Annotated in this window: 28 protein-coding genes; 13 read left to right on the forward strand and 15 right to left on the reverse strand. The window is 63.0% G+C overall.

The genetic code is table 11. The features are described 5' to 3' along the window. Positions 1–213: 213 nt before the first annotated feature. From ACH2DG_RS06055 to ureG, 8 genes are read left to right on the forward strand one after another with little or no spacing between them, the layout of a single operon-like run. On the forward strand, positions 214–516 hold the full coding sequence (locus ACH2DG_RS06055; protein WP_395024822.1) for an urease subunit gamma: 303 nt from the start codon (positions 214–216) through the stop codon (positions 514–516). A 39-nt stretch (positions 517–555) separates the two neighbouring features. Beyond that, entirely contained in the window at positions 556–1,164 is a 609-nt protein-coding gene (locus ACH2DG_RS06060; protein ID WP_395024823.1) for a HupE/UreJ family protein, read from the forward strand. Positions 1,165–1,175: 11 nt separating this feature from the next. Further along, positions 1,176–1,481 (forward strand): urease subunit beta, encoded by a 306-nt coding sequence (locus tag ACH2DG_RS06065; RefSeq protein ID WP_395024824.1) that lies wholly within the window; start codon positions 1,176–1,178, stop codon positions 1,479–1,481. Next, positions 1,481–3,199 (forward strand): urease subunit alpha, encoded by a 1,719-nt coding sequence (gene ureC, locus ACH2DG_RS06070; protein ID WP_395024826.1) that lies wholly within the window; start codon positions 1,481–1,483, stop codon positions 3,197–3,199. Before ACH2DG_RS06065 ends, ureC begins: the two co-directional genes overlap by 1 nt. Positions 3,200–3,207: 8 nt before the next feature. After that, positions 3,208–3,687: a GNAT family N-acetyltransferase gene (locus ACH2DG_RS06075; RefSeq protein WP_395024827.1), complete on the forward strand. Its 480-nt coding sequence runs from the start codon at positions 3,208–3,210 to the stop codon at positions 3,685–3,687. 8 nt (positions 3,688–3,695) lie between these two features. Next, positions 3,696–4,220 carry an urease accessory protein UreE gene (gene ureE / locus ACH2DG_RS06080; RefSeq protein ID WP_395024829.1) on the forward strand — a complete coding sequence of 175 codons (525 nt, stop codon included), beginning with the start codon at positions 3,696–3,698 and terminating at the stop codon, positions 4,218–4,220. Then, on the forward strand, positions 4,204–4,920 hold the full coding sequence (locus ACH2DG_RS06085; protein WP_395024985.1) for an urease accessory protein UreF: 717 nt from the start codon (positions 4,204–4,206) through the stop codon (positions 4,918–4,920). The genes ureE and ACH2DG_RS06085 overlap by 17 nt, the downstream gene beginning before the upstream one ends. Further along, positions 4,917–5,579: an urease accessory protein UreG gene (ureG, locus tag ACH2DG_RS06090; RefSeq protein WP_395024831.1), complete on the forward strand. Its 663-nt coding sequence runs from the start codon at positions 4,917–4,919 to the stop codon at positions 5,577–5,579. The genes ACH2DG_RS06085 and ureG overlap by 4 nt, the downstream gene beginning before the upstream one ends. A 22-nt stretch (positions 5,580–5,601) precedes the next feature. On the opposite strand, the gene ACH2DG_RS06095 is transcribed toward ureG, so the two are convergent. The 7 genes from ACH2DG_RS06095 to rpoH form a co-directional block, all read right to left on the reverse strand. Next, the gene (locus tag ACH2DG_RS06095) at positions 5,602–6,102 is read right to left on the reverse strand and encodes a gamma-glutamylcyclotransferase (RefSeq protein WP_395024832.1); all 501 of its coding nucleotides are present in this window, start codon (positions 6,100–6,102) and stop codon (positions 5,602–5,604) included. Between the two features lie 64 nt (positions 6,103–6,166). Further along, complete coding sequence (locus tag ACH2DG_RS06100; RefSeq protein ID WP_395024833.1) at positions 6,167–7,093, reverse strand: DUF6999 family protein; 927 nt, start codon at positions 7,091–7,093, stop codon at positions 6,167–6,169. Then, entirely contained in the window at positions 7,090–9,051 is a 1,962-nt protein-coding gene (locus tag ACH2DG_RS06105; RefSeq protein WP_395024834.1) for an iron-containing redox enzyme family protein, read from the reverse strand. Before ACH2DG_RS06105 ends, ACH2DG_RS06100 begins: the two co-directional genes overlap by 4 nt. A 6-nt stretch (positions 9,052–9,057) precedes the next feature. Beyond that, positions 9,058–10,002, reverse strand: coding sequence for a fatty acid desaturase (locus ACH2DG_RS06110; RefSeq protein ID WP_395024835.1), 945 nt, complete (start codon positions 10,000–10,002; stop codon positions 9,058–9,060). 9 nt (positions 10,003–10,011) lie between these two features. Next, positions 10,012–10,776 (reverse strand): sterol desaturase family protein, encoded by a 765-nt coding sequence (locus tag ACH2DG_RS06115; RefSeq protein WP_395024837.1) that lies wholly within the window; start codon positions 10,774–10,776, stop codon positions 10,012–10,014. 6 nt (positions 10,777–10,782) lie between these two features. Further along, entirely contained in the window at positions 10,783–11,754 is a 972-nt protein-coding gene (locus tag ACH2DG_RS06120) for a Bug family tripartite tricarboxylate transporter substrate binding protein (RefSeq protein WP_395024838.1), read from the reverse strand. 160 nt (positions 11,755–11,914) lie between these two features. Further along, positions 11,915–12,892: an RNA polymerase sigma factor RpoH gene (gene rpoH, locus ACH2DG_RS06125; RefSeq protein ID WP_395024840.1), complete on the reverse strand. Its 978-nt coding sequence runs from the start codon at positions 12,890–12,892 to the stop codon at positions 11,915–11,917. A 444-nt stretch (positions 12,893–13,336) separates the two neighbouring features. On the opposite strand from rpoH, the gene cutA reads away from it, so the two are divergent. Next, positions 13,337–13,684, forward strand: coding sequence for a divalent-cation tolerance protein CutA (gene cutA, locus ACH2DG_RS06130; RefSeq protein WP_395024841.1), 348 nt, complete (start codon positions 13,337–13,339; stop codon positions 13,682–13,684). Positions 13,685–13,688: 4 nt separating this feature from the next. On the opposite strand, the gene ACH2DG_RS06135 is transcribed toward cutA, so the two are convergent. From ACH2DG_RS06135 to ftsY, 3 genes are all read right to left on the reverse strand, one after another. Further along, positions 13,689–14,468: a DeoR/GlpR family DNA-binding transcription regulator gene (locus tag ACH2DG_RS06135; protein ID WP_395024842.1), complete on the reverse strand. Its 780-nt coding sequence runs from the start codon at positions 14,466–14,468 to the stop codon at positions 13,689–13,691. 138 nt (positions 14,469–14,606) lie between these two features. Then, the gene (locus ACH2DG_RS06140) at positions 14,607–17,780 is read right to left on the reverse strand and encodes a choice-of-anchor U domain-containing protein (RefSeq protein ID WP_395024844.1); all 3,174 of its coding nucleotides are present in this window, start codon (positions 17,778–17,780) and stop codon (positions 14,607–14,609) included. A 261-nt stretch (positions 17,781–18,041) separates the two neighbouring features. Further along, positions 18,042–19,223, reverse strand: coding sequence for a signal recognition particle-docking protein FtsY (ftsY, locus tag ACH2DG_RS06145; protein ID WP_395024846.1), 1,182 nt, complete (start codon positions 19,221–19,223; stop codon positions 18,042–18,044). A 28-nt stretch (positions 19,224–19,251) separates the two neighbouring features. Here ftsY and ACH2DG_RS06150 point away from each other — a divergent pair, with 28 nt between their 5' ends. From ACH2DG_RS06150 to coaD, 4 genes are all read left to right on the forward strand, one after another. Continuing rightward, complete coding sequence (locus ACH2DG_RS06150) at positions 19,252–20,697, forward strand: M16 family metallopeptidase (RefSeq protein ID WP_395024847.1); 1,446 nt, start codon at positions 19,252–19,254, stop codon at positions 20,695–20,697. Between the two features lie 201 nt (positions 20,698–20,898). Further along, complete coding sequence (locus tag ACH2DG_RS06155; RefSeq protein WP_395024849.1) at positions 20,899–22,305, forward strand: M16 family metallopeptidase; 1,407 nt, start codon at positions 20,899–20,901, stop codon at positions 22,303–22,305. Further along, entirely contained in the window at positions 22,305–23,003 is a 699-nt protein-coding gene (gene rsmD / locus ACH2DG_RS06160; RefSeq protein WP_395024851.1) for a 16S rRNA (guanine(966)-N(2))-methyltransferase RsmD, read from the forward strand. The genes ACH2DG_RS06155 and rsmD overlap by 1 nt, the downstream gene beginning before the upstream one ends. 123 nt (positions 23,004–23,126) lie before the next feature. After that, entirely contained in the window at positions 23,127–23,633 is a 507-nt protein-coding gene (gene coaD, locus ACH2DG_RS06165; protein WP_224151455.1) for a pantetheine-phosphate adenylyltransferase, read from the forward strand. A gap of 64 nt (positions 23,634–23,697) precedes the next feature. Here the strand turns inward: coaD and ACH2DG_RS06170 are convergent, their stop codons facing one another. The 5 genes from ACH2DG_RS06170 to ACH2DG_RS06190 form a co-directional block, all read right to left on the reverse strand. Beyond that, positions 23,698–24,429, reverse strand: a complete 732-nt coding sequence (locus ACH2DG_RS06170; RefSeq protein WP_395024852.1) for an alpha/beta fold hydrolase — start codon at positions 24,427–24,429, stop codon at positions 23,698–23,700. Continuing rightward, positions 24,426–25,586 (reverse strand): putative zinc-binding metallopeptidase, encoded by a 1,161-nt coding sequence (locus ACH2DG_RS06175; protein ID WP_395024853.1) that lies wholly within the window; start codon positions 25,584–25,586, stop codon positions 24,426–24,428. Before ACH2DG_RS06175 ends, ACH2DG_RS06170 begins: the two co-directional genes overlap by 4 nt. 126 nt (positions 25,587–25,712) lie before the next feature. Further along, positions 25,713–26,033 carry a BON domain-containing protein gene (locus ACH2DG_RS06180; protein WP_224151458.1) on the reverse strand — a complete coding sequence of 107 codons (321 nt, stop codon included), beginning with the start codon at positions 26,031–26,033 and terminating at the stop codon, positions 25,713–25,715. 107 nt (positions 26,034–26,140) lie between these two features. Further along, the gene (locus ACH2DG_RS06185; RefSeq protein WP_224151459.1) at positions 26,141–26,527 is read right to left on the reverse strand and encodes a hypothetical protein; all 387 of its coding nucleotides are present in this window, start codon (positions 26,525–26,527) and stop codon (positions 26,141–26,143) included. A 107-nt stretch (positions 26,528–26,634) separates the two neighbouring features. After that, positions 26,635–26,796, reverse strand: a complete 162-nt coding sequence (locus tag ACH2DG_RS06190) for a DUF1328 domain-containing protein (RefSeq protein ID WP_224151460.1) — start codon at positions 26,794–26,796, stop codon at positions 26,635–26,637. Positions 26,797–26,964: the final 168 nt, after the last annotated feature.

The following is a 26,964-nucleotide window of genomic DNA, read 5'->3' on the forward strand; positions in this document are numbered from 1 at the left end:
ACTGCTGTAGTGCGTGTGCACCAATTGGGTGTTGTGAGGGGTTGGTCTGCAGGTTTTGGTGCGCCCAACTTCCCTGGAATGCCTGCCTCTGGTGCCTGTGCTCCAAGGGTGTGCACGGTTGGCCCGAATATTGCACGGTGTCATTCCATAGGTTGGGCACCGGCGCGCGATGGCGTGTACCGGCACATCTTCAGGATACGGAATCAAGCACCCATGGAACTCACTCCGCGCGAAAAGGACAAGCTGCTGATCTTTACGGCGGCGCTGCTGGCCGAGCGCCGCATGGCCCGGGGCCTCAGGCTCAACTACCCCGAGGCCGTGGCGCTCATCAGCGCCTTTGTGATGGAAGGTGCGCGGGATGGCAAGACCGTGGCCCAGTTGATGAGCGAAGGCCGCACGGTGTTGACGCGCGCGGATGTGATGGACGGCATTGCCGAGATGATCCCGGACATCCAGATCGAAGCGACCTTTCCCGACGGAACCAAGCTGGTCACCGTGCACGAACCCATCCTCTGAAATCCCTCGAGTCCCCCTAGCCATCCAATCCAAATCGTTATGAAAAAAGTAACTTCCATCACCCTTGCGGCACTGCCGATGCTGCCTGCCATGGCACTGGCCCATGGCGGAGATCACTCGCACACACATGGTCTGGCGGACAGCTTTGTGCAGGGCCTGGTGCACCCGTTCACTGGTCTTGACCACCTGGCAGCCATGCTGGCAGTAGGTGTGTGGAGTGTGCTGGCTTTTCCCAAGCGTCAAGCGGCCTGGCGCATACCGGTCGCTTTTGTGGCCATGCTGGTGGCGGGCGCAGTTGCGGGTTTTGCCGGGCTGCGGGTGCCGGGGGTGGAGCCCATGATTGCGGCCTCGGTGTTGGCGCTGGGCCTGCTGGTGGCGGTGCAAAGCAAGATGCCTTGGGTTGCGGCGGCGGCGCTGGCAGGGGGCTTTGCATTCTTTCATGGTGCAGCGCATGGGTATGAGCTGGCAGGCGATGGCGGCCTTGCGGCCCTGGGTGCGCTGGCAGGCATGGCGTTGGGGTCGGCCATTTTGCACATCACCGGCATGGGGTTGGGCCATGGGCTGATGCAGCGCCACCAATGGCTGGCGCGGCTGGGTGGCGTGGGTACTGCGCTGCTCGGCGCTTTCCTGCTGATTCGTCTGGCCTGACGGGAGGCGCCATGATTCCCGGTGAACTCTTGATTGACGAGGGCGCGCATGCGCTCAACCCTGGCCGCCGCACGGTGACACTGGTGGTGCATAACGCCAGCGACCGGCCCATACAGGTGGGCTCCCACTACCACTTTGCCGAGACGAATGCGGGTCTGGCGTTCGACCGCACGGTAGCGCGCGGCATGCGGCTGAACATTGCCAGCGGCATGGCGGTGCGCTTTGAGCCGGGGCAGCAGCGCACGGTTGAGCTGGTGGATATTGGCGGCAGCCGAGAGGTGTATGGCTTTCGCGGCCTGGTGCAAGGAGTGCTCTGATGGCTACGATGGACAAACGCGCCTACGCTGAAACCTATGGCCCCACGGTTGGTGACCGTGTGCGCCTTGCCGATACCGATCTGGTGATTGAAGTGGAGCAGGACTTCACGCTGCGCGCAGGCGGTTATGGCGAGGAAGTGAAGTTCGGCGGCGGCAAGACCATCCGCGACGGCATGGCGCAGAGCCAGCGCAGCCGCGCGCAAGGCGCCATGGATACGGTGCTGACCAATGCCTTGATCATCGACCATTGGGGCATCGTCAAAGCCGACATCGGCCTCAAGGATGGACGCATTGCCGCCATCGGCAAGGCAGGGAACCCCGATACGCAACCGGGTGTCGACATCATCATCGGCCCGGGTACCGAGATCATCAGCTGCGAAGGCAGCATTGTCACGGCAGGCGGCATTGACACCCACATCCACTTCATTGCGCCGCAGCAGATCGAAGAGGCCCTGACCAGTGGCGTCACCACCATGATTGGCGGAGGAACAGGCCCTGCCACGGGCACCTTTGCCACCACCTGCACCCCCGGCCCCTGGAACATGGAGCGCATGCTGCAGGCGGCTGATGCCTTTCCCATGAACCTGGGCTTTCTGGGCAAGGGCAATGCCAGCCTGCCGCAGGGGCTGCATGAACAGATTGCGGCAGGCGCCATTGGCCTCAAGCTGCACGAGGACTGGGGCAGCACGCCCGCAGCCATCGACAACTGCCTCACCGTGGCCGAAGACACTGATACCCAGGTCGCCATCCATACCGATACCCTCAACGAAAGCGGCTTCGTGGAAGACACGGTGGCCGCTTTCAAGGGTCGTACCATCCACACCTTTCACACCGAGGGCGCAGGCGGTGGCCACGCGCCCGACATCCTCAAGGTGGTAGGCGAGGCCAATGTGCTGCCCAGCTCCACCAACCCCACGCGCCCCTATACGGTGAACACGCTGGACGAGCATGTGGACATGCTCATGGTCTGCCACCACCTGGATGCAGGCATTGCCGAAGACCTGGCCTTTGCCGAAAGCCGCATCCGCAAGGAAACCATTGCGGCGGAAGACATCCTGCACGACATTGGTGCCATCAGCATGTTCAGCTCTGACAGCCAGGCCATGGGCCGCGTGGGCGAGGTGATCCTGCGTACCTGGCAGACCGCGCACAAGATGAAGCAGCAGCGCGGAGCCCTGGCGGGCGATGGGGCGCGCAACGACAATTTCCGCATCAAGCGCTACATCGCCAAGTACACCATCAATCCTGCGATTGCGCATGGCATCAGCCACGAAGTGGGCAGTCTGGAGGTGGGCAAGTGGGCCGATATCGTGATCTGGAAGCCCGCCTTCTTCGGCGTCAAGCCTACGTGCATTCTCAAAGGCGGCTTCATTGCCATGGCGGCCATGGGTGACCCCAATGCCTCCATCCCCACGCCGCAACCCGTGCACTACCGGCCCATGTTCGGCAGCTTTGGCGGCGCGTTGGCGCGGACATCGCTCACCTTTGTTTCGCAAGCCGGGTTGACAGCCGATATTGGACAGCGCTTTGGCCTGCGCAAGGCGCTGTCTGCCGTCAAAGGCATACGTGGCGTGAAAAAGAGCGATATGGTGCATAACGACCTGGCACCGCACATGGAGGTCGATGCCCAGACCTACGCGGTACGGGCCAATGGCCAGTTGCTGACCTGTGAGCCTGCGGCCTGTCTTCCGATGGCGCAGCGGTACTTTTTATTCTGAGTGTGTGAATGATGCAGCTTTATTTCGTTCTGGACCCCGCGACCGATCCACTGGTCATCCGCTTTTTGCAAGAGCATCTCGACGACATGCGCAAGGTGTCGCCACCAGAAAGCGTGCATGCACTGGATGTGGAGAAACTGCGCCAGCCGGACATTCGGTTCTGGACTGCATGGATGCAGCAGCCGGATGGCCCGGTGCTGGTAGGCACCTGTGCACTCAAGCAACTGGACGCCACCCATGCCGAGCTCAAGACCATGCGGGTACAGGGCGCATACCGTGGCAGCGATGCCGCCCAACGGATTCTGGCGCATGCCTTGGATGAGGCACGAGCCAGTGGAGTGGAACGCATCAGCCTGGAAACCGGTACCGAGCCGTTTTTCACACCAGCGCGTAGGTTCTATGCACGCCACGGCTTTGAGCCGTGTGAACCGTTTGGAGGCTACCAGCTCGATCCCCATAGTTGCTTCATGACGCGAGCCATCCAATGAGGCAAGGCATGCTGCAGGTATCCAAATGCATTGTGTCAGGCAACGGCCTGGCGGCGGTGTTGCTCAAGCGCGCGGCCACGGTGGAGCTTGACTGGGATGTGCGCCAGAAATCACGTTTTTCTGCGGTTGACAGCCAGGGGCGCGAGCTGGCCGTTTTCTTGCCGCGCGGACAGGCGGTGCGCGGCGGCGATGTGCTCGTGGCAGAAGACGGATCGTTGATCCGGGTGCTGGCCGCACCGCAGAAGGTGCTGCGCATCACGGCCTGCGCTCTGCACGGAACTCCCTTTGATTTGATGCGCGCCGCGTACCACCTGGGCAACCGCCATGTGCCGATCGAGCTGCAACCCGATCACCTCAAGATCGAGCCCGACCATGTGCTGGCCGACATGCTGCGCAGCATGCATATGGAGGTGGCGCAGGCCGATCTGCCTTTTGAGCCGGAAGGGGGCGCTTATGGTGGGCATGTCACCCATGACGGGCACGGCCACCATCACGCGCACCACCATGGCAACGATCATGGGTACGACCACTGAAGTGCAGCCTGCACCGCTGGCACACAGCTTTCTGCAGCTGATGTGGCTGGCATCGCCGGCGCTGCCGATTGGCGGGTTTTCGTACTCCGAAGGTCTGGAGGCGGCCATCAACGCGGAGTTGGTCACAACGGAAAGCGAAGCGGGCGACTGGCTGGTGCAGCAGTTGCATCTGAGCCAGTCGCGCGGCGACATGGCCGTGATCGCCCAGGCTGCAAGCGCCTGGCAAGCCACGGACCTGCCGCGCATTGCCGAATTGAACCAATGGGTGCGCACCACGCGCGAAAGCAGCGAGTTGCGGCTGCAGACCGAGCAAATGGGGCGCTCCCTGGTGGAGTGGCTCCGCAACCGCCATTCCGATCAGGCGGCGATTCTGGACACTGTCACCTGGCTGGCCGCACAGGATGCGAGCTACCCGATTGCCTTTTCATTTGCCGCGCATTGCGCGGACGCATCGGCCCATGACGCATTGCTGGCCTACGCCTTTGGCTGGGCAGAGAACCTGGTGCAGGCGGCGGTCAAAGCGGTGCCGCTGGGCCAGAGTGCAGGGCAGCGCATTCTCGCGCGGCTTGCGCAGGAAATTCCGCAGGCCGTTGCCTGCGCCCTCGCGCTGCCAGACGAGGCACGGCAGGCGTTTTCTCCCATGCTGGCGATTCTCTCGGCCCAGCATGAACACCAGTATTCAAGGCTTTTCAGATCATGAACACATCCGCATTGCACCATATTCCCCATCGCAGCAAGAAGCTGCCGCCGCTGCGTGTCGGCATTGGCGGGCCCGTAGGCTCGGGCAAGACCACGATCCTCGAAATGCTCTGCAAGGCCATGCGTGACAGGTGGGATCTGATTGCGATCACCAACGACATCTACACCAAGGAAGACCAGCGCCTGCTGACCATCAGCGGCGCGCTGCCAGCCGAGCGCATCATGGGGGTGGAGACCGGAGGGTGCCCGCACACCGCCATCCGCGAGGACGCGTCGATCAATCTGGAGGCCATCGACCGCATGCTCAAGGATTTTCCCGATGCCGACATCGTCTTCATCGAATCGGGTGGAGACAACCTGGCCGCCACCTTCAGCCCCGAGCTCAGCGACCTGACGATCTATGTGATCGATGTGGCTGCAGGCGAGAAGATTCCGCGCAAGGGCGGCCCCGGCATCACCAAGAGCGATCTGTTCGTCATCAACAAGACCGACCTCGCGCCGCATGTGGGCGCCAATCTGGACATCATGCGCAGCGATACCGTGAAGCAGCGCACAACCGCCAAGGGGCTCAAGCCGTTTGTCATGACCAATCTCAAAACGCTGGAAGGGCTGGACGAGGTGGTGGCTTTCATCGAGAAGCAGGGGCTGCTGGCGGCCTGATCTGCTGATTCTTCGGCTTTCTTCAGGACTTCTGCGTATTCAGCGTAAAGCGGTCGCCAGGATAGGTGCGCCCCTGGCGCCGGTACCAGGCGAGCCAGTCGCGCACGGCCAGCACAGGTTTGCCAGATACGGTGGGTGGCAGGGCTTCATAGACCAATACACTCAGGGAGCGCTGGCTGCCATCCGTGCAATGCACCACCAGGGGGTGCACCTCCTTGGTGTACTCGCCTACATCCTCAGGCCAGATGCCTTCGATGCGGTCCATGGCCTGTTCCAGTGCCTCGTCGATGGGGTAGACCTCGGCCAGCACCTGCTGGGTGCCCTGCAACTGCAGGCCCGGGTACCAGTCCAGGTCATACAAGGTGCCGGTGAGCGTGGTGTGGCCCATGCAAACGATATCGGGGTCCAGGCGCGCAATGTCGTTGATGCCGCCAGCGCGCAGGGTGCCGTACACGGCCACATGGCGGGCGCCGCAGGTGGCCCAGGGAGCAGGGGGTGAGAAGGGCTTGGGTATGGAGATCACAGATGCGTGAATGGGTTTGTCATGGCTAGGGCTTCAAGCAAGAAACCTGCCATTCAGAACAGATTCAATCACGGTGCTCCATCACGCGCTCGGCAGCTTGCTTCACCCTGGCCATCTCACGGCTGGGCAGCGGCGTCTCTCCGGTTGCCATGCGCATCAGCAGGCAGTGCAGCATTTCGGTGGACAGGCCATGCAATACCAGCCGGTGGCCCGCACGCAAGGTGGAAAGCGGTACCAGCGGGTGCTTGTTGTTCAACATCACCAGATGCTCGGGCGAGGACAGGATCTTGGCGGCATAGATGGCCACGGTTTCGTCCAGCTGTAGCGAGTTGCTGGCGCGCCAGAAATCGTTGTCGGTCAGCAGCAGTTGGTACACCGGGGTGTAGACCTCGATGGCGCTTTGCAGGTCGAGGATGTTGAAGGCACCGCGCGGCATGTCTTCCAGCCGCAGCGGCGGCTCGCGCAGCATCGCAAAATCGGGTTCGGGCACGGGCCCGATGTGCTGGCCGTGGGCACGCAAGGTCTTGTTCAGGCGAATGACGAAGTTGAACAGGTTCAGGTCGTGCTTGAGGAACAACTCGTCCTTGATGTCGTCAATCGATTCCGGCTCCAGCGGGTTGGTCGCCACCTTGGTGGGTGCGTTGCCGCCGATGAAGGCGAGGATCTGTGAGCCCAGATGAAAGTGCCGCATGATGAGCCAGTTGGCCTCGGGCGAGACAAAGCGGTTCATGCTGAAGGCGAGGGTACGGTGCAGCAGCCTGGAATGCGCCCAGGTCTTGGGCAGCAGCACTTTGAGGATCTGGATCAAGATGATGCTGGTGCGCGCCAGGGGCCGCAGAAATGGCAGCAGGAACTGGCGCGAGCGGCTGCTGGAATCCTTGAGCCATGCGGCCTTTACATGGTCTGGCACTGGCGTGCTGTCGTCCAGGTACAGGGCCAGCCACGGGCTGGGATCGCGTTCGTCGTGTGGAATGTCGCGGAAATCGGTCATAGCGGGTCCGTGGCCGCCCGGTTTGGGGCAGCGTCTTCCAGAATATGTGCAAACTGCATCAGGTACAGCTGGGCCGTGTGGCGCGCGGTGGCCGCAATGGCGCGCGGGGCTTCACCCGTGGTGTCCAGTGCCATCACCATCTGCACAGCTGTCAGCCAGCGCTCCAGGTGGTTTTCGTCATTGGCGCCGTGGTATTCCAGAAAGCGGAAGCACTCCGGCCCCAGATCGAGGCTTTGGCGCAGCAGCGGCAACAAACTGGGCACGATGCGCTGGCCCGTACCTTCGATGATGTAGATGGCACCCAGCAAGCCAATCGGATTGGTGGTGGCCGCCAGGCTGTGCAGGTAGCTGTTGAGCGCCTGGCCGCCCGGGTTGCGCTGCAACTGGTCGATGTCGGTGATGGTGCCGCCCGCATTCAGATAGTCCTGGTGCAGGATCTTGAAGTCGTTCTGTTCTTCGCCCGCATGCACACCCATCAGTGCGGCAAGCATTGCGTAGTCGCCAGTGAGCGAGGCTGCGCCCTCGCGCATCCACAGGCTGCCTTCACGCACCTGCGGAATCCACTGGCGCATCCAGCAGAGGTAGTCGTCCGTCTTCATGTGGCCGCTGCGAATGCGCCGCACCAGTGGCGTGCGCCAGACCTGCGAGCGGTAGTCGTGCCAGATGCTGGCCAGCTCGGTCAGCAGCGGCGCCAGGGCCTGCGGCGCGCTGGCAGGGTCGTGGGGTGGCGCGATCAGCGCGGAGTCAGCGGCAGAGGCGAGGGCATCTGTCGCAGGTGCAGTTTTTGGAGTGAAACTGCTGGCCGGTGCTTGACGGGATTGCGCCGCATGCTCCAATTCCAATAGCATATAGCCTGCGGTGAAGCGGCCCGATTCGGGCACAAAGCACAGCATGGTGTCGCCGGCTTTGAGCTGGTCGTGGTGGGTCTGCAGGTATTCGGCCAGCATCACGAAGATGGAGGCTGCACCGGTGTTGCCGCGCCAGGCCAGGTTGCTCCACCAGCGCTCACGCGGGATGGACAGCTGTGCCTTGTTCAGCAACTCATCGACCACGGGAATGAATTTTTCCGACGAGTAGTGGCACAGGAAATGATCAATGCCACGCTCTGGCAGCCAGCCCTGGAGGGCGATGCGGGCGTACTCGTGGATGCAGACGTCAAACAGGTGCGGCAGCAGCCGAATATCCTGCCGCAGCGCCAGCGCGCCTGCGGCTTCGGCGTCCGTCCATGATGGGAAATCGAGATGGCTGCGGGCGCGGTCGTGCGTCAGCCCCAGCTGCATGCATACCGGGTAGTCGCCAGCAAAACTGCGTTGGTGCGTCCAGTGCAGTTTCAAGCGCAGATCGGGCCGCTGCGGAATGGGCGTTGCGCGGCCCAGCAGCACGGCACCGGCACCGTCGCTCAGCATCCAGCGCAGAAAGTGGGCGTCGAAATCCGTGTCATAGCCCTGCGCGGCGTAGCGCGAGCGTTTGAAAAGGCGCGAAGGCATCTCGCTGGCCACGGCCATGGCATGGGCGTGCTGGCCGTGCTCCACCGCCAGAGCCGCTCCCTGCAGTGCGCCCACGCTGGCCGCGCATACGCCGTGTACGCTGAGCAGCTCCATGGGCGGGGCTGCCATCTCGCCCTGGATCATGCTGGCAAAGCCAGGCATCAGTGCATCGCCGCCAGAGGAGCCGCTGGCCAGAAAGCCGATGTCTTCCAGGCTGCGGCCTGCTTGCTGGAGCGCAGACTCAATGGCGGCCTTGGCCATCTGCGCGTTGCTGAACACGGTGCTGCCGTCGGGTGCAATGGCGTAGTAGCGCTTCTGAATGCCGTTTTCAGCCAGGATGCGGCGTTTGATGCGTTCCGACAGCCGGTTGAGTGGCGCCACATAGGCGTCCATGCCATCGTTGGCAACGGGTTCGCCGGGCATGAAGAGACCGGCAGACTGGACATAGACCTGTGAGTAGGAAACTGGCATAGACGATTACTTTTTCTCCATCGGTGGCATCAACGACCGGCTGCGTGCCGGGCGCCACACGAGCCCACCCAGAAACACCCGCGCCATATAGGGCAGCAGGCCACCTTCATTCAGCGCCGGATCAACCCGGCTGCGGTAGATGCGGTCATGCAGCCCCGTCAGCTCCGACCAGTGGGCGTGCGGGCATTCATGGTGGGCCGTATGCAGGCCAATGTTAAACAGCAAGGGGTTGACCAGGCCTTCGAAATTGCGTGCGTAGTTCAGCATGCTCCCTTCGGTATCACGCTGCGCCCGGCTGAGACGCCTGCCGTCGGCATGGGCGTGCTGCAGGTAATTGGTGGCCAGCAGCCAGTGCAGGCCATGCAGTTGCGGAATGATGACCAGGACCAGCGCCTTTTTCCAGTCGATGAGCAGCAGCGCTGTCCAACTGCCCAGCCACAACCCATACTGCCCCATGCAATAGCGAAAGGCACCAGGCCAGTGGCGCCGTAAGTTGCCCAGCCAGCGGATGAACAGCGGATAGAGCACCCAGGCCGCCTGCACCGGGTGGGCCAGGTAGCCCCAGAGGTGGTTGGTGTCGCCGCCAAAGCGGTAGGTACGGGCAATATCACGCTCGCTGTGCCGGTAACGGTGGTGGTTGCCTACATGGGCTGGCCAGAAGACAAAGGTGGGGTGGCCCTGCAGCACGGTGAGCCAGTAATCGGTGGCGCGATTGGCCCAGCGGCTGTGCCTGCCGCGCCACATGCGCAGATGCGTGTGGTTGTGGTGGATCACACCCACGCCCAGGGTCAGGAACAGTTCCACGGCATACAGCCACCAGACCCAGCCGTGCTGCCACTGCCACAGCACGATCAGCGGCAGGGCGGCAAGGTAGAGCAGCGACTGCCAATCGCGCCAATGGCGCAGGCGCAGGGGGGTGGATGAGGGCGGAATGCTGGCGCTGCGCGGCATGCAGGGTCGTCAGGGTGCAGAGTGCGTGGAGCGCGCCGGTGCCGGGCGTATGGGCAGCGGATCGGCTTCACTGCGAAGCCAGCGGTCCATGAACGCAAAGGCAAAGCCGTAGTTGCCTGCAGGGCGCGCATGGTGCAGATGGTGGCGGCGGCTGGCGGCGAGCGGGTGGCGCGGGCCGACGGAGGGGAAGAATTCGTAGTTGGAGTGGCCAATGGCATTCAGTACCAGGCTGAAGACGGGCACCGACGCCAGAGACCAGAAGGCAAAGTCATGCACCACCATGGGCAGCAGAATCACATTGCCCATCATCATGGCCTCCACCGGATGGAAGCTGTAGGTGGACCACGGCGTGACCACCACGGAGCGGTGGTGATCGCCATGAAAGCGCTTGAACCAGCGCGTGTGCAGCAGCCGGTGGTTGATCCAGAAGTGCACATCGTTCCAGATCAGCAGCACCCAGATCTCGATGGCGATCTGCCAGGCCGACGGGTTGACGGCAAAGCGTGCCCAGCCCACCTGTACAAAGCCCCAGGGCACGATCATGCCCAGGCCGAAGATGAGGATCGAGTGGAAGGACTGGCGCCACTCGCGCTGCAGCTGATCGGGCTTGAGCGGCCGCGTGTCCAGCACCTTGCCGATGCCAAGTCTTTGCAGGAAGCGGGTGAGTGCGGTCATGCCCAAGCCGCCCGCCAGGTACAGGGCCGTGAAAAACAGCAAGCCCCAAGCCATCACCTGCCAGGCGCTGAGGTTGGTAAAGACTTGGGCTGCGGTCATGGGCGTTTATTGTGCGCGGATGTTCTGTTCCTTGATGATAGTGCCAAGGGCTTTCACATCGGCATCGATGCGGTTGGTAAGCCCTTCGGGCGAGCTGCCCACGGCCTGCCAGCCCTGCGCGGCGAGCCTGGCGCGCATCTCGGGGCTTCGCACGATCTCGCCCACTGCAGCAGCCAGCTTGTCGACATGGGCCTTGGCCATGGATTTGGGCGCAGCAACAGCGTTCCAGATTTCCAGGTCGTAATTGTTCACGCCCAGCTCCTTGAGGCTGGGCAGGCCTGGGGCGAGCGGGCTGCGGGCGGCAGATGTCACGCCAATGCCGCGCAGCTTGCCTGCCTGGATCTGCGCCATGGCGAGCGCCGGGGGAAGCATGGACAGTTGCAGGTCGCCGCCCTGGATGCCGTTGAACACCTGTGGGTAGCCCGCATACGGAATATGCTCGGGCTTGAGTTTGGAGCGGCTCTTGAGCAGTTCCATGCCCAGATGGCCGACGGTGCCCACGCCCGGTGAACCATAGCTCCACTTGCTGCCAGCCTTGGCTGCGGCGTCAAAGAACGCCTTGCCTTCGGGGGCAGAAGCAGGCGCCACCAGCACCAGTGGCGCCACGCCGATCAGGCTGACCGGCTGCAGGTCGGTCAGCGGGTTGTAGCGCACAGCAGGGTTCAGCAGCCTGGCAATGGTCATGTTCCCATTGATCATCACGCTGAAGGTGTGGTCGTCGGCCTTGGCCACGTATTCGCCGGCAATGTTGCCGCCCGCTCCCACCTTGTTTTCCACAATGATGGTCTGGCCCAGGGCTTTTTCCAGCGGCTCGGCCAGGGCACGTGCCGTCAGGTCAGGTGACGATCCTGCTGGAAAGCCCACGATCAGGTGCAGGGGCTTGCTGGGCCAGTTGTCGGCAGCGAAGGCGCTGGTAGCCATGCAGGTGGCGGCCAGGGCTGCGGTCAGCAGGCTGCGACGGGGCAAGGTGAAAGTCATCGAAAACTCCATAGGTAAACCGGCTTGCTGAGGTGGAGGTTTATGCGCTTATACGTCCGCCGAATCCGCAACAGGCCACAAAAAAGCGCACAGGCCTGGCAGCCTGTGCGCTTTCGATTATCGCCAATTGCGGCACATTTGTGCGCCGCCGCTTTGAGGCTTACGCGTACTCGGCCAGGGCCTTGCGCATTTTCTTCATCGCGGCCGATTCGATCTGGCGGATGCGCTCGGCGCTCACGCCATACACGGCAGCGAGGTCGTGCAGCGTCATGCCGCCCGAGCCATCGTCGTTCACCTTGAGCCAGCGCTCTTCCACAATGTGGCGGCTGCGCTCGTCCAGGGTGGCCAATGCCTCCTGGATGCCATCGGTGGCCAGGTAATCGCGCTGGCGCGATTCGAGCATGGCGGTGGGCTCATGCGAAGCGTCGGCCAGGTAGGCAATGGGGCCAAAGGCCTGCTCGCCATCGTCCGAGGGGCTGGGGTCCAGCAGCACGTCGCCGCCCGACAGGCGGGTTTCCATCTCGATCACGTCTTCACGCTTGACGTTGAGCTGCTCGGCCATCTGGTCGATCTCGCTCTCGGACAGGGTTTCGCGGTGCATGACACCGTCTTCCATGCCCGCGTCGGCCTTGAAGCCCTGCTTCATCGAGCGCAGGTTGAAGAATAGCTTGCGCTGGCTCTTGGTGGTGGCCACCTTGACCATGCGCCAGTTCTTCAGGATGTACTCGTGGATTTCGGCCTTGATCCAGTGCATGGCGTAGCTCACCAGGCGCACGCCCTGATCGGGGTCGAAGCGCTTGACGGCTTTCATGAGGCCCACGTTGCCTTCCTGGATCAGGTCGCCATGTGGCAGGCCGTAACCCATGTATTGGCGGGCAATGGATACGACGAGGCGCAGGTGCGAGAGCACCAGGCGGCCAGCGGCATCCACATCGCCAGTGGCCTTGAGCTTTTTGGCGTAATTGAGTTCTTCCTCTGCAGTCAGCATGGGAATGCGGTTGGCTGCGGAGATGTATGCGTCCAGATTACCCAGGGGTGGTACCAACGACCATGGGTTTGCAGGAGCCAATGCGGTAGAGGTGATGGCGGCTCCAGTATGAGTTGTCACGCTAGAAGTCCTTTCGTCTATGCGATGCATAGTAACACCGGTGAGATTCCCTGAATTTGGTGGGAGTTCCCGCCGCAAGGATGGATTTCGCCATCCTTTGATATGGATGAAAAATCAGCTTTACGCTTGCCCATCAAGCGCAGAAAGCTATGTTTTTGGGAGTGCTTTATAGTTCTTTACCAGGCGCCGTTGCCATGTGTTGCCCTGTGGCTGGCCTGGCCTGTCGGTTATGGCTTACACAGGCAGCGTGTTGCCTGACCGATAGGGAGTAAGCGATATATTTGCATGGGAGATTGGAGTGCAGGCAGGGCCCAAAAGTTCCGGCTTTGCCTGCAAAATAACTGGAAATTCTTACAGTGACCCCCATATAGTGCGGACACTGATGAAAGCCTTGCTGGTGCCTATGGAGTATGTGCAATAAGCTCTTTTATTGATAGCAATCGAGGGCTGACGGCTTCCTGTACCATTGCTGCCATGCAGATTCCCACCCCCCACCCCACCACCATTGCCTGGCTGTGTACGACCGTGGACAGCGAGGCCGCCGCCCAGCGACTGGCCGCCGCAGGCGTGCATGCCCGGTTGGCGGCTTGCGCCCAGGTGGAGGCGATCCAGTCGTATTACTGGTGGAACGGTGAGTTGCACAACAGTGCCGAATGGCGCATCACCTGGAAAACCACGCTGGCGCAGCAGCCTTCGCTGCAAAAATTGCTCAAGCCTCTGCATCCTTACCAGTTGCCCCAGTGGCTGTGGGGCGACAGCCAGGCAAGTCCCGCCTATGCAGCCTGGGTCGCCGCAGGGGTAACCGCGCCGCTGCAGGTGTGAAGGCTCATACCTCCACCACCTGCACGCCCTGCGCCCGCAGGGCAGCCAAGGCCGCCGCATTGGGTGCCGATGCATTGGTCACCAGGGTTTGGTTTTCGGGCGTGGCGGCCACGGCATAGCGCCCACGCACGCCGATCTTGCTGTCGTCGGCCAACACGCAGAAGGCGGTAGATTGGGCCACCATGGCGGTGGCAAGGCTGGCTTCGTGTTCGTTGGCAAAGGTCACGCCGTCCTGCGCACTGATGCCGACGGGGGAGACCATGGCCAAATCCGCACGGTAGCGGCGTATTTCGTTGAGGGTGACTTCGCCATAGGTGCTGGGGATTTCAGGGTTGGTGTCGCCGCCCAGCAGAATCACCCGTCTGCCCTTGCCGTGCCCGCCATTGGGCTGCGAAGGGGCCAGCTTGAGCGCCACGGTGATCGAATTGGTGACTACCACGAGGTGGGAGAGCAGGCTCAGCTCCTCGGCCAGGATGGCCGTGGTGGTGCCGGCATCGATGAACACCATCTGCCCCGGCTGCAGGCGCTTGACGGCTGCCTTGGCAATGGCGCGCTTCTCGGCCACGCGCATCGCCTGGCGCTGCACGAAGGGCGGCTCCTGCTGGGTGACCCCGGCCACGCCACCATGCACGCGCCGCACCAGCCCCATGGATTCGAGGGCCAGCAGATCCTGCCGAACGGTTTCACGCGATACCTGCATGTCCTGAATCAAGTGTTCGGTACTCAGCCGACCTGCAGCGCTCAGCAGCGATTGGATCCTGGTAAATCTGTCTTCTTGCAGCATGGGAGAAGATCCTTGGGGATGGCAAATGGCGCCGATTCTGCGCCCGGGTGATTGTAAAAAAAGTGGCCCATCAGGGCCACGGTAACACGGATAGAAAGGCGGAGGCAGCCAGCGCATTGCGCTGGCAGTGCATGCCGGTCAGCGCTTGCGGCGCTGGCGCCAGCCTGCGGCACCTGCCAGCAGGGCAGAAGCCAGCAGCAGGGCCACAGGGTGGCCCACCGGCACAGGGGTGGGCTGGCCTGTTCCGGGGTTCGGATCTGGGTCGACGGCTGCAGGGGTGGCTACCAGCACCGGATCGAGGATCGCGCCGTTGGTCTTGCCATCCTCATCCAGCGCGCCGCCGTCGGTGATGGTGTAGCTCACGGCATTGCCGGAGATGCTCGCCTGGCCCGTGATATCGGTGGCCACGGGCTTGCCGTCTGCGCCGGTGCTGACCTTCATCACGCGGCTGTTGGCAGGCAGGTCCTTGGGCAGGGTGAGCTTGACCTGGGCACTGAAGCCCTGCTGGTTGCAGTCGGCAATGGCAAAGGACACCAGGCCGGTGGCCGCCTGCAGGTTGCGCGGCAGCAGGCCTGCAGGCACGGCGGCGGCGCTGGACTGGGTGCTCTGGCAAGTGGCGGAAGCCTGTACCTGCAGACCAACGGCGGGCTGGCCGCCTGCGGAGCCGGGGAGCTGAACGTTGATCAGATCCTTGACCGGTGGCTCTGGCTCCGGTGCCGGGTTGCCAAGCTCGAAGGATCCGGCAGCGCTCCAGTCCGACCAGTTCAGGTGCTCGTCGCGCACGCGCACACGCCAGTACCAGCGCTCGTCGGTGCCCAGCTTCAGCACCTCAGGGGTTTTGCCCCCAAAGGGGTCGAAGGCCGAACCCTTGCTGCCATCGCCTTGCAACAGGCGGGCAAAGCACTGGCGGCCGCCCTGGCGATCGGGCCCGGTATCGCCGTTGTCGTCCCATTTGTAGGCACAGCTCCAGCGGTCAAGCAGGCTGTTGCCGCCGGCCACCACGGCGGTCATGACCTTGGCCCGCGGGGTGGCAGCGCCCACGTTCGGGTACACGCGCTTGGGGTTGGCCAGCAATTGGCCCAGGGCCAGGGTCGAGATGTCCACGCCGTTCTGGGTGTTGGTGCGCACACCGTTGATATAACTCCAGTTTTCGCGGCGCGTGTCGTTGCCCCACACGTCGTACACCGGCTGCGCCTTGCCAAACTGCGCGTCCTTGGACAGCTGCCATTGGGCTTCGTACACACCGGGGATGCCTGCGGCGTTGTAGGACAGCTGGACCGATGCCGGATCGACCTTGCCCAGCTTGGCCTGCGCCAGTTGCGGTGCCACGGCCCACTTTTCGCTGGTGATGGAGATGGCGTCGTCGGGGGTGGTGCTGGTGGCGGATGCACCCAGGTCATAGCGCTTCCACGCCAATGCGGGGGCCGCACCGCCAAAGCGCGCTTCAAGCGTGCCGTAGCCGAAGGTGAGCTTGGTGTTGGCGATGACATCGAGGTCGCTGTCGTCTTCCTGCTTGGCGCTTTCCAGGTTGCCGCTGCCCGACGCGACGTTGAGCCACAGGTGGCGGCTGTCCATCGAGTTGCCACGTTCATAGAAGTGCACATGGCCGTTGAGGTTGACGGTGATGGCGCCGGTGCTGCGGCCATAGTCTTCCATCTGCGAGATGAAATCGCAGGCCGCCATGACCTCGCCCTGGCGCCATTTCTCGCTCAGGCAAGGGTGGTGGTTGAGCAGCACCATGTAGGGCTTCCTGTCCTGGCGGGTCTGCTGCATCAGGCCGGTGAACCAATCCAGGTGCTCGCGCATGTAGTCGGCGCGGAACAGGCCGCGGCCGTTGTCGTAGCTGTTCCAGCCGCCGGTGTTGTGCATGGCCGATGCCGGGTTGAAGTCGCTGCCCACGATGCGCATGTCCAGGTAGTCGAGCGAGTACCAGTGCAGCGGGTGCCTGGTCGATCCGTTGGCTGGCATGCGGTTGAAGTACTTGCGGTAGGTCTTGGCCCAGTTCTTCTCTGCCCCTTCGCTGGCCTGCTCGTTGGCAAAATACTCGTGGTTGCCCGGAGCGGGAATCAGCGGTACATAGGCGGAGATGGCGCTGAGCGGACCGAAGAACTGGCTGGCCCAGTGGCTGCGGGTTCCGCCCGAGTTGACCAGGTCGCCCGGCACCATGAAGCCTGCCACGGTCTGCGCACATTGTGCGGAAACGCCTGCGCAGTCGTTGTTGATCACGCTCTGGGTGATGTTCTTGAAGCGGTTGGCCAGGCCGTCCTGGGTGTCGGAGACGACGGCAAACTTGGCACTGGTGACGCCATCGCCCTCCTTGGGCCAGGTCTTGAACTGGAAAGGCCCGGCCAATTTGGGCGCCGCGCTGGTACCGGTCACCACGGCATATTCATACAGCGTGTTCGACTGCAGACCCTTCAGGTCGGCAAAAAAAATGCTGTTGTCGGCAAAATCGCCCACTGGATTGATGGCTGGCACCAGTGTGTACGGGCCCGTGCTGCCGGCCTTGCGCAGCCAGACGGTGGGGGCGGGTTCAGTGGTTTCCAGCATCACCGCCATGTGGTCTGGGCCGGGGTTCTGCAGGGTGGGGCCGACGCTCAGCGTGGGCTTGGTGGTGGTATCGGGCAGCTTGGCGGGGTCGAAAGGCGCGGGAGGCGCGCTGATGTCTACGTCCAGCAGCACATCGTCCACACCCCAGTACCAGTTGTTGGCGGTGCTGCGGTAGTTCCAGCTGATCTTTGCGGTGGTCGCATCGGCAGGCACGGTCAGTGTTTTTTGAAAGGCCTGATTCAGTGTATCGGCAGTCAGGGCAAAAGTCTGGGCGCTGCCCTTGTCGAAGCTGACGATCACGTCGGCGGTCTGCGGCGCCTGGCCCTGGCGGTAGTGGGTGTTGAAGCTCAACTGGTACTTCTTGCCAGCGGCCACATTGACGGCAGGGCTCTCCAGCGTTGCGCTGTAGACCTTGGCAGCCCGCGAGCCGTCCGACTCGATCAGTGCAATGCCATTCGATCCCAGGGAAAAGTCACCGCGTTTGGTGGAGGCGTTGGTGGTTTTCTGGGCAGTCCAGGTGCTCTTGTTCAGAAATTTCCAGCCCAGCCAGGTGGCAGAGCCTTCCGTCACCGCCACCGGGCCTTCCGATCCATCGCTGTAATAGGTGCGCACCGTCCAGCCGACAGGCGGGGTGGCGCCGACCGTGTTGTCGACCGCCACAGCGTCGAAGTTCTGGGACAGCGTGGGTGCCGCCTGTGCGCTGCCCAGGCTGGCTATGGCCCAGAGCCCGCTGGTACACAGTAATTGCCATCTTGATTTCATGCATCCTCCTGCCCGCAGGCATTGTTTTGGGAACCGATTGGCTCATACCAATAAAGTGCAAAAAATAGCAAATTTGCATGAAATTACAATGACAGGACGCCACGGAAATGCGCTTGGGTGAAGTAATGGTGAGCGCCTGCTTTCGGTGCCTTTCGTGCATTGGAGTGGTTGCGCTTGGGCTTGCGTGCCGACGCGGCCTTGCATGCGGCAAAGAAAAAGCCCCGCAGTGCGGGGCTTGGATGTGCGGTGTCTGCCGTGTATTCAGGTCAGCAGGGCCTGCGCAAATTCCTTGGCGCTGAAGGTCTCCAGGTCTTCGACCTTTTCGCCCACGCCGATGAAGTACACGGGAATGGGGCGTTCCTGCGCAATGGCGGCCAGCACGCCGCCCTTGGCGGTACCGTCGAGCTTGGTCACGATCAGGCCCGTCAGTTGCAGGGCATCGTCAAACGCCCGCACCTGGTTGAGCGCGTTCTGGCCGGTATTGCCGTCGATCACCAGCAGCACCTCGTGCGGCGCCGTGCCATCGGCCTTGGTCACCACGCGCTTGATCTTCTTGAGCTCTTCCATCAGGTGCAGTTGCGTGGGCAGGCGGCCTGCGGTGTCGACCAGCACCACATCCTTGCTGCGGGCCTTGCCGGCGGTCACCGCGTCAAAGCTGACGGCTGCCGGGTCGCCGCCTTCCTGGCTGATGATCTCGACCGTGTTGCGCGTGGCCCAGACGCCCAGTTGCTCGCGCGCGGCAGCGCGGAAGGTGTCAGCTGCAGCCAGCAGCACGCTCTGGCCCGCATCGGCCAGGTGCTTGGTCAGCTTGCCGATGGACGTGGTCTTGCCCGCGCCATTGACGCCTGCGACCATGATGACGGTGGGGCTGTGCTCGCCAATGACCAGTGGCTTTTCCAGCGGCGCCAGCAGGTCGGCCAGCGCGTCGGCCAGCAGGCCCTTGACGGCTGCAGGGTCGGTGGTCTTGCTGTCCTTGACGCGCTGTTTCAGATCGTCCAGCAGGTGCTGGGTAGCCTTGACGCCGGTATCGGCCATCAGTAGGGCCTCCTCCAGCTCCTCGTACAGTTGATCGTCTATCTTGGTGCCGGTAAAGACGGTGGCAATGCTCGAGCCCGTCTTGCGCAGGCCGCTTTTGAGCCGGTTCATCCAGCTGCCACGGTCGCTCGCAGGTTCGGGTGCTATAGTGATAGGAGCTGTTGGCGCTTGCTGGGCGGGCGCTGATGGCGTATTTTGTTCTAAGGAAGCGGGCGCCTCAGCCTTGCCGCCCATGCCCAGAGCACTGCGCAGCCAGCCGGGCTTGGCCGGTTCGGCCGCAGGGGGGGATACTGGCTGGGGCGCAGGTGCGGGCGTGGGTGCCGGGATGGGCTCGGCAACGGGCGCTGCATCAGCTGTGGCAGGTGCTGCGTCGGCAGCAGGAGATTTTTTCTTGAAAAAACTGAACATTGTTGGCTACGTAGAATCAGCCTATTCTATGAAACGTTTCTTCACTTTGCTGGCCGTGATGGCCTCCTTGGGCAGCGGGGCATCGCTAGCGCTGGCCACGTCGCCGCCTCCGGTGCCCGTGATCACCCAGAACGCCGCCGGTGCGCAGCAGTTCACCCTCTCCAACGGCATGACGCTGATCGTGCAGCCGGACAAGCGTGCGCCAACGGCCGTGCACATGGTCTGGGTGCGCGTGGGCAGCATGGACGAGGTCGACGGCCGCTCGGGTCTCGCCCACGTGCTGGAGCACATGATGTTCAAGGGCACGCCCACGGTGCCACCGGGAGATTTCTCGCGCAAGGTGGCGGCGCTGGGCGGGCAGGAAAATGCCTTCACCAACCGCGACTACACCGGTTACTACCAGCAGATTCCGGCTGGCAAGCTCGAAGATGTGATGCGCCTCGAATCCGATCGGTTTGCCAACAACCAGTGGCCCGACAGCGAATTCAAAAAAGAGATCGAAGTCATCAAGGAAGAGCGCCGCATGCGCACCGATGACAACCCGCGCTCCAGCCTGATGGAGCAGCTCAACGCCGCCACCTGGCAGGCATCGCCTTACCACCGCCCCGTGGTGGGTTGGATGGGCGACCTCGATTCGATGCAACCTGATGATGCCCGTGATTTCCACAAGGCCTGGTATGTGCCGGAGAACGCCGCCGTCGTGATCGCAGGCGATGTGGATGTCGAAAAAGTGCGCCAGCTGGCCGAAAAATACTATGGCAGCATCCCCAAGCAGGCGCTGCCAGAGCGCAAGCCCCGCCCCGAGCCGCTGCAAAAAGGCATGCGCCGGGTCGATTTCAAGGCGCCGGCCGAGCAGGCCTATGTGCTGATGAGCTTCAAGGTGCCTGATCTGCGCAACATCGTGGCGCCCCAGGCGGGCGACAAGGATGCGATGGCACTGCTGATGCTGTCGTCGGTGCTGAGCGGCTACGACGGCGCGCGCCTCGACCGCCGCCTGACGCAAGGCCCGGCGCGTGTGGCCGATGCGGCCTTCAGCGGCGCGAGCGTGGTGGCGCGCGGGCCGTCCACCTTCATGCTGGGCGGTGTGCCTTCGCAGGGCAAGACTGCCAAGGAGGTGGAAGATGCGCTGCGCGCCGAAGTGGCGCGCGTGGCCAAGGACGGCGTGAGCGAGGCCGAACTGGCGCGCGTGCGCACGCAGTGGCAGGCATCGACCGTGTATGAGCGCGACTCGGTGTTCGGCCAGGCCAATGACCTGGGTTCGAATTGGGTGCTGGGCCTGCCGCTCGACAGCAATGATCGCCTGCTCGCCCTGCTCAAGACGGTGACCCCCGCACAGGTCAAGGATGTGGCGGCGCGCTACTTTGGCGACGACCAGATGACCGTGGCCACCTTGCTGCCCCAGCCCTTGACCGATGCCGACCGCGCTGCCCAGAAGCGCAGCGCCGGGCAGGGCAAGGATGGTGCGGTGCACTGACCAGGAACGATGGAATATGGCTTGCGCAAGCAGCGATCAGACAACATGCTTCTCCAAAGGTGAAGCCTTGCAGATCGCAGCTGGCGCAGTGACTACTGAATTGATAGCGTGTGGCGCGCACCAGTTGCGCGCCTCAGGCTCACAGCAATGATATTTTGCCGTGCATGCCCTGGCAGCACGGCCTTGGCAGGTGAGAAACCCATGCACAAAGCTTTTTGCAAATCTCTGATCGGCGGCGCCGTTGCGCTGCTGGCTTCGCACTCCGCCTGGGCACTGCTGCCCATCGAGCACTGGACGCAGGACAGTGGCGCCCAGGTCTGGCTGGTGAACAGCCCCACGATCCCCATGGTGGATGTGCAGATCAATTTTGACGCCGGCAGCCGCCGCGACCCAGCCGCCCAGGCAGGTCTGGCCAGCGCGGCCGCGATGATGGCCGCCAAGGGCGTGAAGGCGAATGGCGCCCAGCCTGCGCTGGACGAAAACGCCGTCGGCGAAGCCTGGGCGGATCTGGGAGCCACGTTCGAAGCCGCGGCCAGCAACGATGCGCTGAGCTTTTCGCTCCGTTCGCTGACCGATACCAGCCTGCTGGGCAAGGCGGCCGACCTGGCAGCACGCCAGATGGCCCAGCCCAGCTATGACGACAGCGTCTGGCAGCGCGAACGCGAGCGCTGGAACGCATCAATCAAGGAGGGTAACACGCGCCCGCCTGTGGTGGCGGCACGCGCCTTCGGCAAGGCCGTGTTTGGCTCGCACCCTTACGGCCAGCGCGCAACGGAAGCAACCCTGGCCCAGATCGACCCCGCTGCCATGCGCCAGTACCTGGCCCGCTCGGTGGACGCCTGCCGCGCCAAGGTGACCATGGTGGGTGCGCTCGACAAGGCGCAGGCCGATGCGCTCGTCAAGCGCCTGCTGGCCAAGATGCCTGCAACGCCCCGGGCGCAGTGCACGCCGCCGCCAGCGGTTCCCGCTGTGCAGCCCCTGGCCAAGGCGGAGGAAATCCAGATCGCGTTCGATTCAGCCCAGGCGCAGGTGCTGATCGGCCAGCCCGGCATCCGCCGTGCGGACCCCGATTTCCTGGCCGTGATGCTGGGCAACCAGATTCTGGGCGGTGGCGGTTTTGCATCGCGCCTGATGGAAGAGGTGCGCGAAAAGCGTGGCCTGGTCTACGGTGTGTATTCCACCTTCAACCCCGGGCTGGATGCGGGCGCCTTCCAGATCGGCCTGCAAACCCGGCCTGACCAGGCCGCCGAGGCGCTGAAGGTGACGCGCGAGGTGCTGGCCACCTACATTGCCGAGGGGCCTACCGACAAGGAACTGCGCGACGCCAAGGACAACCTCATCGGCGGCTTTGCGCTGCGCGTGGACAGCAATGCCAAGCTGCTGAGCAATGTCACCAACATCGCCTGGAACGGGCTGCCACTCGATTACCTGGACCACTGGACCGACCGTGTCGAAGCCCTGAGCAAGGATGATGTGCGCAAGGCCATGGCACGCATGGTGCAACCGGACAAGGAAGTGACCGTGGTGCTCGGGGCCAAAGCCGGTACCAAGACCGAAGCCAAGGCAGAAGCAGCTGCCGCAGGCGTGCAGCCAGGAGCCAAGCAGTAATGGGACGCAGCACCATCAAGGACGAGCGCAGCCTGCGTGCGCTGCAGGCGTTGGCCAGCCAACCTGCCCCCGCCGCTGCAGCACCAGGCAGCAAAGCCTCGGGCGCAAGCCGCTCGGCGCGCGTGGCCGCGTCAGCGGCGGGCGAGATCCGCATCATCGGTGGCCAGTGGCGCCGCACCAAGCTGGCCGTGCTGACCAAGCCCGATTTGCGGCCTACGCCCGATCGTGTGCGCGAGACGCTCTTCAACTGGCTGGGGCAGGATCTGGCGGGCTGGCGCTGCCTGGACGCCTTTGCCGGTACCGGCTCGCTGGGGCTGGAGGCCGCATCGCGCGGCGCGGTACAGGTGCGCATGGTCGAATCCGATCTGCAACTGGCGGCACAGCTCAAGCAACTAGTGCAGAAGCTGGGCGCTACCACCGTTGAGGTATCGCGTGGAGATGCGCTGGCAGCTTTGCAATCGGGCAGCGGCCGCTGGGATGTGATCTTTCTCGATCCGCCGTTCTCCGGCGCCTTGTTCGAGCCCGCGCTCAAAGCCGCGCACCAGGCACTGGCCGAGGAAGGTTTTGTCTACCTGGAGGCCCCCGAAGCCTGGAGCGACGAGCGCCTGGCACCGCTGGGGTTCATGCTGCAGCGCAGTATGAAGGCGGGTGCAGTGCACGCTCACTTGCTGCGAAAGCGCATGCCGCAGTCCGCGTAATGAGCATTCGCCTGCGTGACAGCTTCGCCGCGCAGACCTTGAGCGAACGCCAAAATCGTTTATGCTGCGCTGCAATGCACCGGGTGGCCCGGTGCCGCTTTGCAGTGACAGCAGGAGACAAGCATGACCCTGGCCATCTACCCCGGCACTTTTGACCCCATGACCCTGGGCCACGAAGATGTGGTGCGCCGCGCCTACCAGTTGTTTGGCAACGTGATCGTGGCGGTGGCCGAAGGTCACCACAAGAAGACCATGTTCTCCCTCAAGGAGCGGCTGGAGATGGCACGCGAGGCGGTCAAGCACTACCCCAGCGTGCAGGTGGCCAGCTACTCGGGCCTGCTGCGCGATTTTGTGGTGGCCAACGGCGGCAATGCCATCGTGCGCGGCCTGCGCGCCGTGACGGACTTCGACTACGAGTTCCAGCTGGCGGGCATGAACCGCTCGCTGATGCCCGATGTGGAGGCGGTGTTTCTGACGCCAAGCACCCGCTACCAGTTCATCAGCAGCACCTTTGTGCGCGAGATTGCGATGCTCAGTGGTGAAGTGGATAAATTCGTCTCGCCCTATGTGGCCGAGCAACTGCTGCGCAAGGTGGCGCAGCGCAAGGCAGAGGAGCAGGAGCCGCGCTGATCCTTTTTTGCGGGTGATTCCATTGTTCTTGGCGCTTTCTGGAAGCGACGCGGCGCCAGTATATTTACTGAGTTTCTCCCACCCCGTACTGCCGTGTGAGCCAGTGCGCGATGCTGGCGCCCACGGCCTGCGGATGCTCCATGGTCAGCATGTGGCCGCAGCGGCCCACCCACTGCAGCTGGGCGTGCGGCACCAGATCGGCAATTTCCTGTGCACATTCGGGGGGCGTCAACTGGTCGCTGTCACCGCACAGCACCAGCACGGGGCAGGTGCATTGGGGCAGATGCAGGCGTGCATCGGGGCGTTCGGTGATGGCGCGGTTCTGGCGGGCCAACTGCGCGCCGCCAGCGCCAAGCACCATGTCCAGATAGGTGCGCACCAGGGCTGGATCGGCTGCGCCGTCGGCATGGAATGCCATGGCCACGTTGGCGCGAATCAGGTCTTCAAAATCTCCAGCCTCGAACATCTCGATGGCGCTTTCGCGCAGCGCACGCATCTCGGCGCTTTCGGGCCGTGCATTGGTGCCGCACAGCACCAGGCCTGCAATGCGGTCTGGCGCCTGCCGCAATGCCTCCATGGCGATGATGCCGCCCATCGACGCACCACACAGCACCAGATGCCCCGGGTTGCCTGCCAGCAGGCGGGTGGCCATGGCTTCGATGCTGCGCTCCGCCGGGTCCATATGGGGCAGGCTGATGGTGACTTGCATGCCACGCGGCAGATGTGCCGCTACCGGCAGCCACAGCCGCTCATCGCAGCCCAGGCCCGGAACCAGAACGAGACTGGGCTGGTTCATGGCGCCTGCAGCGGAGGGGAGATGGGTGACAGCACGCCTGCGCCAGGGGCGTGGAGCGGGTACGGGCGGCGCACCAATTCATGGACATAGCGCAGCTTGTGCAGCGCTCCGCCTGAGAGTGCGAAGGGGTACGCATCGACCTGGCCCAGGCTGCGGCTGAGGCTATTGAGCAGCAGGGTTACCGGCACCCACTGAGCAACCATGGTTTCAAACGAAGGCGCAGGCTGCGAAAAAGGGTCCTCTACCTGAATCGCCGGAGCACGTGCGGTTTCAGGCACGCACAGCCGGGTGTGGTAGCTCGCTGCGGTCTCCAGCAGATCAACCAGATGCAGGTAGTGCGCCCAGGACTCTGCCCAGTCTTCCCAAGGGTGGGCACTGGCGTACGCGCTGACGAAATGCGGGCTCCACTGCGCATAGCTGGGCGGGTTGGCGTAATAGGCTTGCAACGCCTGATGGTAGTCCTGCCGTTCATCGCCAAACAACTGGCGAAAGCTCTCCAGCTCACCGCCATCGCGCACCAGCTTGTCCCAGAAGAAGTGCCCGGACTCATGCCGCAGATGGCCGAGCAAGGTGCGGTAGGGTTCGTGCAACGCCACCCTGCGGCGCACGCGTTCGTCATCGTCCGCTTCAGCAATATTGATCGTGATCAAGCCACTGGCATGGCCGGTGATGACGGGCACTCCAGGCACATCGGCCAGAAACTGGTAATGCGGCGACCAGCCAGGCTCCTGCGGATGCAGGCCCAGCCGTGCCAGCGTGTAGTACAACTGGCGCTTGGCGGCTTCCAGCTTGCGCCAGCGCAAGGTATTGCCATCCACTGACAGATCGGGCAGTACCAGGGTCTGCCGGCAGGCGCTGCACAGGGCGTGCGGATCTTCGGCCGGAATCGCGAAGTTGCAGGCCTGGTACTGCAGACGGTTGGCGCACATGCGGTAGTGCTGGGTCTTCTCGGGCACTCCAGTCTGGGCCGTGGCTGGGGTGGCCAGGTTGCGATAGCGCTGGTAGGAGCCGGTCGTGGCATCTGCTGCTGAATCCAGCTGCAAGGCTGCGACTGTATTGCTGTCGGGCAGATAGGCCAGTACTGCGCCGCAATGCACGCATTGCTCGCTTTCAAAAAAAACAAGGTGACCGCATTGGTCGCAATGAAACATGCGCATGGATCAAGCTTAACCGAGATGGCCCATGACACCAAGGGAGTGCGAAGTGCTGCGTGACACGGAGCTGCACCCTGGCGGCCATAAAAAAACAGGCCCGGAGGCCTGTTTCTTGAAGGCGAAGATCGCTTATTGCTTGACGATCAGGCTGTTGCGCACTTCGGTCACGCCCTTGACGGAGCGGGCCAGTTCGCCTGCGCGATCCTTTTCAGCTTGCGACTTGGCAAAGCCGGACAGTTGCACGATGCCGCCGTCGATGGTCTTGACGTTGATGCTGGAGGCCGAGGTGCCTGCATCATTGGCCAGCTTGGCCTTCACGGCGGTGGTTACGGCCGATCCGTCGATGTACTCACCCACGGTTTCCTGCTTGCGGGCTACGGAGCAGCCAGTAGCCATGACCACGGTTGCACCAGCCAGAGCGGCGATAGCGATAGCACGGGACAGATTCATACGATTTCCTCGGTTAGATAAGGTGCTTTGACAATCAATCGGCATGTGCACCCTTTGTAATTCAGTGCCGATAGATAACTCTGTAACTAGGTAGCTTGAAGCAGGGCTCAGTCGCGGCGGCGGGTTGCCATGATGACCAGGGTTGCCAGTGCGGCACCTGCTGCCATGGCGATGGCCATCGACTTGCCGGGCTGATCCGAGACATACTCATTGGCGCGCTCTTGCGCACGGTAGAACTGTTCGCGGGCACGGTGGGAGGTGTCGGCAGCATGGCGAATGCCACGTTCGGCGAAATGCTGGGCGCGGGACGCAATGTTGTCGATCGAGTGGCGCTTTTCATTGCCAAACTCATCAATGGCGCGCTCTGCCTTGTGCGCTGCCGAATGAACCGCCTTGCGGGTGGAATGCACTGCGCTTTCTGCACCGTCCAACACGTCATTGGCAACGTCGTGTGCTTTGTCTACGGCTTCCTGTGCAATTTTCTCAGTACTCATGTGAGCCCCTTTCTCTGTATTCAATGGTGATGGTGCAGTGTAGGTTGACCTGCGGCAGCAACTCAAATGTATCCGGAGGTGAGCCGGGCTTCAAGCGCTGCCGCTGCTTACTTCTTTAACAAGCCTGCCAGGAACGAAATCACCGCCAATACGATGAAGACAAAGAACAGGATCTTCGCGATACCCACGGCCCCAGCGGCGATGCCACCAAAGCCAAACACGGCGGCAATCAGTGCGATCACCAGAAATACAACAGCGTAATGCAGCATTGTCTTCTCCTTTTTTCTCTGCGCTACTTCTACAAAAGAGCGATGGATTGATTGTGCAAAGGTGTCGTGATGGCCCGTGCCGGTCAGGGCGGGGTTAGGGTGTAGGAGGAATCTTGCAGTTTTTCCAGCAAGCCGCATGCGCCGCCCATGCACGGGCTTGGGAATCGA

It is taken from the genome of Comamonas odontotermitis (assembly GCF_040396735.1).
GTDB lineage: Bacteria > Pseudomonadota > Gammaproteobacteria > Burkholderiales > Burkholderiaceae_C > Comamonas > Comamonas odontotermitis_C.

Coding starts and splice junctions, on each gene's coding strand:
- ACH2DG_RS06105 (WP_395024834.1), bottom strand. CDS start 9,051: ATGCCAGTTTCCTACTCACAGGTCTATGTCCAGTCTGCCGGTCTCTTC.
- ACH2DG_RS06065 (WP_395024824.1), top strand. CDS start 1,176: ATGATTCCCGGTGAACTCTTGATTGACGAGGGCGCGCATGCGCTCAAC.
- ACH2DG_RS06100 (WP_395024833.1), bottom strand. CDS start 7,093: ATGACCGATTTCCGCGACATTCCACACGACGAACGCGATCCCAGCCCG.
- ACH2DG_RS06110 (WP_395024835.1), bottom strand. CDS start 10,002: ATGCCGCGCAGCGCCAGCATTCCGCCCTCATCCACCCCCCTGCGCCTG.
- cutA (WP_395024841.1), top strand. CDS start 13,337: ATGCAGATTCCCACCCCCCACCCCACCACCATTGCCTGGCTGTGTACG.
- ureE (WP_395024829.1), top strand. CDS start 3,696: ATGCTGCAGGTATCCAAATGCATTGTGTCAGGCAACGGCCTGGCGGCG.
- ACH2DG_RS06180 (WP_224151458.1), bottom strand. CDS start 26,033: ATGAATCTGTCCCGTGCTATCGCTATCGCCGCTCTGGCTGGTGCAACC.
- ACH2DG_RS06075 (WP_395024827.1), top strand. CDS start 3,208: ATGATGCAGCTTTATTTCGTTCTGGACCCCGCGACCGATCCACTGGTC.
- ACH2DG_RS06185 (WP_224151459.1), bottom strand. CDS start 26,527: ATGAGTACTGAGAAAATTGCACAGGAAGCCGTAGACAAAGCACACGAC.
- ACH2DG_RS06060 (WP_395024823.1), top strand. CDS start 556: ATGAAAAAAGTAACTTCCATCACCCTTGCGGCACTGCCGATGCTGCCT.
- ACH2DG_RS06085 (WP_395024985.1), top strand. CDS start 4,204: ATGGGTACGACCACTGAAGTGCAGCCTGCACCGCTGGCACACAGCTTT.
- ACH2DG_RS06135 (WP_395024842.1), bottom strand. CDS start 14,468: ATGCTGCAAGAAGACAGATTTACCAGGATCCAATCGCTGCTGAGCGCT.
- ureG (WP_395024831.1), top strand. CDS start 4,917: ATGAACACATCCGCATTGCACCATATTCCCCATCGCAGCAAGAAGCTG.
- coaD (WP_224151455.1), top strand. CDS start 23,127: ATGACCCTGGCCATCTACCCCGGCACTTTTGACCCCATGACCCTGGGC.
- ftsY (WP_395024846.1), bottom strand. CDS start 19,223: ATGTTCAGTTTTTTCAAGAAAAAATCTCCTGCTGCCGACGCAGCACCT.
- ACH2DG_RS06140 (WP_395024844.1), bottom strand. CDS start 17,780: ATGAAATCAAGATGGCAATTACTGTGTACCAGCGGGCTCTGGGCCATA.
- ACH2DG_RS06115 (WP_395024837.1), bottom strand. CDS start 10,776: ATGACCGCAGCCCAAGTCTTTACCAACCTCAGCGCCTGGCAGGTGATG.
- ACH2DG_RS06150 (WP_395024847.1), top strand. CDS start 19,252: ATGAAACGTTTCTTCACTTTGCTGGCCGTGATGGCCTCCTTGGGCAGC.
- ACH2DG_RS06155 (WP_395024849.1), top strand. CDS start 20,899: ATGCACAAAGCTTTTTGCAAATCTCTGATCGGCGGCGCCGTTGCGCTG.
- rsmD (WP_395024851.1), top strand. CDS start 22,305: ATGGGACGCAGCACCATCAAGGACGAGCGCAGCCTGCGTGCGCTGCAG.
- ACH2DG_RS06170 (WP_395024852.1), bottom strand. CDS start 24,429: ATGAACCAGCCCAGTCTCGTTCTGGTTCCGGGCCTGGGCTGCGATGAG.
- ACH2DG_RS06120 (WP_395024838.1), bottom strand. CDS start 11,754: ATGACTTTCACCTTGCCCCGTCGCAGCCTGCTGACCGCAGCCCTGGCC.
- ACH2DG_RS06055 (WP_395024822.1), top strand. CDS start 214: ATGGAACTCACTCCGCGCGAAAAGGACAAGCTGCTGATCTTTACGGCG.
- ACH2DG_RS06175 (WP_395024853.1), bottom strand. CDS start 25,586: ATGCGCATGTTTCATTGCGACCAATGCGGTCACCTTGTTTTTTTTGAA.
- rpoH (WP_395024840.1), bottom strand. CDS start 12,892: ATGCATCGCATAGACGAAAGGACTTCTAGCGTGACAACTCATACTGGA.
- ACH2DG_RS06190 (WP_224151460.1), bottom strand. CDS start 26,796: ATGCTGCATTACGCTGTTGTATTTCTGGTGATCGCACTGATTGCCGCC.
- ureC (WP_395024826.1), top strand. CDS start 1,481: ATGGCTACGATGGACAAACGCGCCTACGCTGAAACCTATGGCCCCACG.